Source organism: Neisseria sp. HMSC064E01 (genome assembly GCF_001808875.1).
Classification (GTDB): domain Bacteria; phylum Pseudomonadota; class Gammaproteobacteria; order Burkholderiales; family Neisseriaceae; genus Neisseria; species Neisseria sicca_A.
This window is the reverse complement of record NZ_KV794935.1, coordinates 74,514-80,992: the sequence shown is the minus strand read 5'-3', so window position 1 is coordinate 80,992 and position 6,479 is coordinate 74,514. Positions and strand designations below refer to the sequence as shown.

Sequence of the window (6,479 nt, the reverse complement as noted above, 5' to 3'; positions counted from 1 at the left end):
TCGAGGGAAGGGCTTTTTTTGCAAAGGTCTCAATCGCTATTAATTGCACAAAAGGTCGTCTAAAACCTAGAAATTTGGTTTCAGACGACCTTTTTACAGCCTTTTTTTGAGTATCAAAAAATACATACAAAATTTATTAGACAGGAGTATATCTAGGCAAAGAATTTATCTCCGTAGCCGTCCATTCTTTGGTTGTAATTAACTTAGTCAACCCAACAGGCAGAAATTCCAAATACTCCAATTTCAAATCATTCGCCTTTTGTCGAAATTTTTCTGAAACAATCAAAGAACATTTAGTCTCATGTTTAATATCAAATAAATCGTAATCACAATTCTCCAAAATGCTCATTTTGAGTAATTCATCAACTCCATAAACCTGCTCATATTCGCATTCTTTTAGGTTTACAACATCTTCTAGTTCTAACTTATCTGTTGTCATCGCATAATAAGCTCGATTTGATATGATATTTCTTGTTTTTCCGTTCATATATTTTACAGGCTTTATTTGTAAAATATTTGTCTTCATTCCATCCAAACACCGCATAAATTCTTCAGTAATGATATAAGTGTATTCAGATAAGCTACGTACTGGATAGTCATATTCCCTTAAATTAGAGACCAAAATAAGATTATCAGGAAGTATAATTTTTTTACGCTTCCGTGTTATCCCAGCATACCAAGGAAGAGAACCATATTCCACTTTAAAATCGTTCAGTTGGAAGGAGGGGAGCAACTCCTCTGGCAGTAGATAATTGTTGTAAAAACCAACCCCGCAAGGGATGTTGTGACTAATAGTCAGATAATAAAATTTCATCATTGAAAATCCTAAGTAAATTTTCCCAGATATTGATTTGGCAAAATAGACATTCTACTTTTTTCATTCATTTCTAAAAATCCCTTATATCGCTAACTAAATACAGCTCACATCGATTCATCAGCACTTCCTTACACACAAATTTGGTCCGATACCCACTAAAACTTTTTAATCGGTAACCTTATCTATACCGATATCAGAAATTTTCAATTTATTTTTAATAAACTCAGGTCGTCTGAAAAATTTCAGACGACCTTTTTACTTCTTTACTTCGACCAACCGCCGCCCAATGCCTTATACAGCGACACCAGCATCTGCGCCCTTGCAAGCCGCGCTGCAATCAGGTTTTCCTGCATTTGTTCTTCGGCGATATGGGCTTTGAGGGCGACATCCAGCGTTTTGTAGCCGTTGCGGAACATTTTTTCTGTATCGGACGCGTGGCGTGCTGCCTGATTATGGGCTGTTTGCAGCAGTTCGGTTTGACGGCTTAACGATTTCACGCCTTGATATGCGCTGTCCACTTCCCCCAGCGCAGTCAGGAGCCGTTTGTCGTATTCCAGCAATGCCGTCTGCAGGCGCGCGTCGGCGGCTTTGATATTGGCTTTGATGCGGCCGTTGGTGAACAGCGGCGTCTGTATGCCCACCGACAGCAAACTTGCCCAACCGGTCAGCGAACGGTCGCCGTCCACACCGATGCGTCCGCCCTGTCCCATAAAGCTGATGGTGAAGCGCGGCAGCAAATCGGCTTTGGCACTGGCGAATTTGGCGGCGTAGGCATTAACTTGCGCCGCCTGTGCGCGCAGGTCGGGGCGGCGTTCCAGCAAACCTTGCGGCGTTTGCCCGCTTGGTGCGGAGGGTTGGTGCGCCAACGCATTGACAAACGATTCGGGCAAAGTAAACGTTTGCGGCACGTTGCCGGTCAACACGGCGATACTGCGCACATAAGCGGCGTATTCCGCTGCTATCGTGGCGCGTTTGGCTTCCGCTGCGGTCAGTTGCACTTTCGCCTCGTTCATTTCATAGCCGCTGACATGTCCCGCCTTAAACCGACCTTCGATGTAACGCACCATACGCCGCAAGGTGGCAACGGTTTGGTCAGCGGTTTTCAGACGACCTTGTGCCGCACGCGCTTTGAAATAATTGTCGGCAATATCGCCCGCCACCAGCATTTGCGCGCCATACGCCAACTCTTGTTGTCCGAGCGCGGCATAACGGGCGGCATCGGCATCGCTGCGTTTCTTGCCGAAAATATCCGGCTCCCACGAAGCGGTCAGCCCGCCGTACAGGGTGGTACTTTGAGAATCGATAGTATCGTCGTTTAAGGACGAAGTCTGCGGATAACGCGAAAGCAACTCCCTGGCATTGCTGTTGAGCGGGTTATCCATTTGGCTGTAATTCGCCATCGCCTTGCCGCTCAGCCCGACGGTCGGACCTAAATCGGCACGCGCCATTCCTGCTACGGCACGGGCTTCGTTCAGACGGCTGACGGCGATTTTCACATCATACCCCTGCGCCAAACCCTGAGCGATTAATCCGCTTAACACCGGATCGTTCCACTGCTGCCACCACGCCCCGATGTCCGCATCGCCCTTCGCAGCCGCATCCTGCGTAAACGTTTCGGGCAATTCAACCTGACTGTTTAACGGAACTTCTGTGTTTTTACAGGCAGCGATAGCTAAAACTGCGGCAACACACAGTAAATGGATTTGATTGAATTTCATCGTATTTTCCTTTTTGAAAAGGTTTTAGCGTTCCGTTTTGGCAAAATTTGCTCCGCTCGTTTTCAGAGTGTGCAGCCTCTTGACCGGACAACCTTTCAGACGACCTCTCAGAAGATTTTTTGCGAAACCTGAATGTAAGCCTGCGGCTTACTACCCTCTCCCTAACCCTCTCCCACGGGGAGAGGGGGGCAAAATTGGCGGGAAATCCAAAAATGATTGGGTTAATAAGGCATTAGATTTTCTTTTGAAAAATATGGGAATAAAAAAGCCTTGAGACTTAATAGATAAACAAACCGTACCGCACCCTATTTTAAGTTCAATTCCTATAATAAATAGTCCGTATCAAGCATGGCAAGTTCACAGGACTTGCGCCCGGTTTCACGATATAAAGCCTATATTCATGATAAACAGCAGGACGAAACCCATCGACAAGGTCGTCTGAAATCCAATTTCGCTTTTCAGACGACCTTGTACCGTAAATTAATTCTGCAAATACAATGTTGCTTACCACACAACAGCTTTTCCTACCGTTACGCCTTCTATACATCCTTCTCATGACAAGAATGCTACAATTGGCATATTTTTTACTGTTATCGGACAGGTGTTTTATGCAGTATTTCTGCCTACTCATCCCCATCCTCATTGGCTATTTTCTTGACGAAATGACCGTCGGCGTCATTTTCGGCTCTATTTTATGGTTGTTTGCGCGGGAACTCGGCAAACCGCGTCAAGAAGAACATGATGCGAAACTGCAAAATCTGGAAAAAGAAATCGAATTGCTGAAGCTGCGTTTGACGGCTTTGGAACATGAAACCGTTCATGATAAAGCAGAAGTCGGGCAGGCGCGGAAACTGCGTGCTGTTTTGTCCGAACATGCCGACGATATTCAGACGACCCCTGCGCCGCTTCATGAGAAGGTTGAACCTGTTGCAACTGCGGACAATGCGTCCGTCGAGCCGCACATCGAACCGGTTACCGCGCCCTCTTTTTCTACACCTGTTCCCCCTGTTTCCGCCGAACCTTCCGTGCAGCCCGAACCTGCTCTGTACGCAGACAGCGTAGAAACACCTGCCCAAGTTTCCGCTATTCAAGAAGACGAACGCAAACAAGACGCGCCTGTCCTGCAAACGTCGTCTGAAAACGAAGTGCCGATGTCGTCTGAAAATACCTCAGAAAACATCGACACCGAATCTCGTGAAACCGTTATCCATAAAGAAGAAGGTTTCGATTTCAAATTCTCCGAAAATCCCATTGTTGCTTGGTTCCTGCGCGGTAATCCGCTGCTGAAAACCGGTATCGTGGTGCTGTTCCTCGGCTTGGCGTTCCTCTTGCGCTATGCCTCCGAACGGATTTATGTGCCGGTGGAAATGCGTTATCTGACCGTGGCAGGCGCGGGTTTGGCGGCGGTTATCGGCGGCTGGAAGCTGCAAAGCCGTAAGCGCGAATACGGCTTGGTATTGCAGGGCTTCGGCGTGGCGGTGATGTATCTGACCTCTTTGGCGGCGTTGAAACTGCATCCGCTGCTGCCCGCGCCGATCGTGTTTGTGCTGATGGTGGCGATGGTCGTATTAATGGCGTTGCTGGCAATCAGGCAAAACGCGCAGATTATGGCGCAGGTCGCCTTGGTCGGCGGTCTGGCGGCGCCCATCCTGGTATCGGACGGTAGCGGCAATTATTTGGTGCTATTTTCCTACCTTTCCCTGCTCAATGCCGGCGTAGCGGCGATTGCTTGGTTTAAGGCATGGCGGCCGCTGAACCTGACGGGTTTCGCCGGAACTTTCTCCATCGCCGCGTTGTGGGGCATGCAAAGCTATACGCCGCAGCATTTCGCCACCACCGAGCCTTTCCTGATTTACCACTGGCTGCTTTACACCTTCATCGCCTATCTGTTTGCCCGCCGCAAGCTGACGGAAAGCCGCGAAGACACGCTCGCGCCCGTTGCCGACAATGCGACGCTGGAAGAAATTTGGAACAGCCTCTGCTCCCACGGCCTGCGCGTCCACGTCCTCGACCATACTTTATTGTTCGGCACGATGGCGGCGGCGTTCGGACTGCAATACCGCATGGTGGAACACTGGCCGTCTGCGGACGCATTCTCCGCGCTGGGCTTCGCCGCCGTTTACGGACTTGCCGCGCTGATGCTGAAACGGCAACAGGGTTTGTATATCCTGCGTCAGGCGTTTGTTGCCCTGTCGCTGCTTTTCCTCACGCTCGCCGTTCCGCTTCACTTTGAACGCGGCAACACCGTCATCCTGTGGACGGTAGAATCCGCGCTCGTGTATTTCTTCGGACTACGCCAACAGCGTCCGCATATGCGTTTGGGTGCGCTCGTCGTTTATCTGCTGGCGGCGCTGACCCAACTGAGCGGTTATCAGGAGGGAGAATCCACCATCCTGCACGGTCAATGGTTCACCACCCTGCTGACCCTGTTCGGCGGCGCGGCAATTTACCTGCAATGGCATCTCTACCGCCGTAAAGGCTCGGCACACTGGGAACACACGCTTCAAAACGCAACCCTCTGCGCCGCCCTGCTCTACACATCCATCCTGCCTTTACTGTTTTTCGCAGAACGCGGCAGCATCATCGTTCTCTCTGCTTTGGTCGCAGCTTGGGCGTTCTGTCGAGGCAAGGGCAAGTCGGACGTGTTCAGCACATTCGCCTTGGGCAATGCAATCTTTATTCTGATCTTCCAAGCCTCGATTAATGATGAACCCTACGGCTTTTTGACACACTGGCACCTCTTTGCCGCCGCGCCGCTGCTGTTTGCCGCTGCCTACATGCTGCAATATCCGCGCGTCCAAACCGAAGCATCTGAAAACCAAGACAAACAAGACCAAACCCTCCCGTTCTCGCAGATTGCAGGCTGGGCTATCCTCGTTATCGCCCTGATGTTGGGCGGCTTCGCCACCTATACCCAATGGACGGGCGAAGAAACCCTGTTCATCGAGCTTTGGGCATTGCCGATATTCACCACCTTGCTGTTGCTTGCCAACCGTTTGAACTGGAAAGAGCTTTTTCAGACGACCTTGGCATTCCTGCCCCTATTTGCCCTGCACTTCATCGGCTATCACCTCGAACACCTATGGACAGCCGCCGCAGCCCTGCCGCTTGCCGCCGCCATCGTGTTGAACTTCGTCATCCTGAATAACCGCCAAACTAATGCGCCTATCGGCTTGCACAAACTCAACATCATCCTGATCGGCATCCTTTGGTCGCTTTGGGCAGGAATGTATGTAGGCTATCGTCTCGACGGCGTTTGGTCGCAGCTCTCGTGGCTTGCCGTACCGCTGATCATGTGGGTCGTCCTCCATACGCAGCGGCAGCGCGGCTTTTTCAGACGACATCAAGCCGCCTATCAGCATTTCGCCCTGCCGATAGCCGCCCTTGCCGCCGCAAGTTGGATGATATGGACGAACTTCTCCACTCCGTTCCAACCCGCGCCGTTGCCGTATATCCCGCTGCTTAACCCGCTGGAGCTCGCCTGCGCCGGAATGCTGTGGTTTGCCCTGAAGTCCCTGCCCGAAGCCCTGCCTGCAGAATACCGCCGCGTGAACGCGCCCGGCGTCGCCGCCCTTGCATTCATGGTCATCAGCGCGGGCGTGATGCGCCTGTGGCACTTCTACGACGGCATCACTTGGCGCCTCGACATCATGCTCCAATCCTTCGGCCTGCAAGCCAGCCTCTCCGTCGTGTGGGCAGTTACCGCCATCATCCTGATGGTGTACGGCAACCGCCACAAACTGCGCCCCTTCTGGATAACCGGTGCGGCGTTGATGGCGATTGTCGTCGTCAAGCTCTTCCTCATCGAGCTTTCCAACAGCGGCGGCATCGCCCGTATCGCCTCCTTCATCATCGTCGGCGTGCTGCTACTTCTGGTCGGCTGGTTCGCGCCCGTTCCGCCCAAAGCAGTGGAAAGCGAAGAGGACAAAGCATAGTCCAGCCCC

Annotated in this window: 3 protein-coding genes; 1 reads left to right on the top strand and 2 read right to left on the bottom strand. The window is 51.3% G+C overall.

The genetic code is table 11. The features are described 5' to 3' along the window. Window positions 1–136: 136 nt before the first annotated feature. Both HMPREF2572_RS06630 and HMPREF2572_RS06625 read right to left on the bottom strand, forming a co-directional pair. Window positions 137–817, bottom strand: coding sequence for a hypothetical protein (locus HMPREF2572_RS06630; RefSeq protein ID WP_070497098.1), 681 nt, complete (start codon window positions 815–817; stop codon window positions 137–139). A 263-nt stretch (window positions 818–1,080) separates the two neighbouring features. Then, window positions 1,081–2,535 carry an efflux transporter outer membrane subunit gene (locus tag HMPREF2572_RS06625; protein ID WP_070497095.1) on the bottom strand — a complete coding sequence of 485 codons (1,455 nt, stop codon included), beginning with the start codon at window positions 2,533–2,535 and terminating at the stop codon, window positions 1,081–1,083. A 608-nt stretch (window positions 2,536–3,143) separates the two neighbouring features. Here HMPREF2572_RS06625 and HMPREF2572_RS06620 point away from each other — a divergent pair. Further along, on the top strand, window positions 3,144–6,470 hold the full coding sequence (locus HMPREF2572_RS06620) for a DUF2339 domain-containing protein (protein WP_210385295.1): 3,327 nt from the start codon (window positions 3,144–3,146) through the stop codon (window positions 6,468–6,470). Window positions 6,471–6,479: the final 9 nt, after the last annotated feature.

Excerpts from the sequence above, each read along its gene's own strand:
- HMPREF2572_RS06620 (WP_210385295.1), top strand. The coding sequence starts at position 3,144 with ATGCAGTATTTCTGCCTACTCATCCCCATCCTCATTGGCTATTTTCTT.
- HMPREF2572_RS06630 (WP_070497098.1), bottom strand. The coding sequence starts at position 817 with ATGATGAAATTTTATTATCTGACTATTAGTCACAACATCCCTTGCGGG.
- HMPREF2572_RS06625 (WP_070497095.1), bottom strand. The coding sequence starts at position 2,535 with ATGAAATTCAATCAAATCCATTTACTGTGTGTTGCCGCAGTTTTAGCT.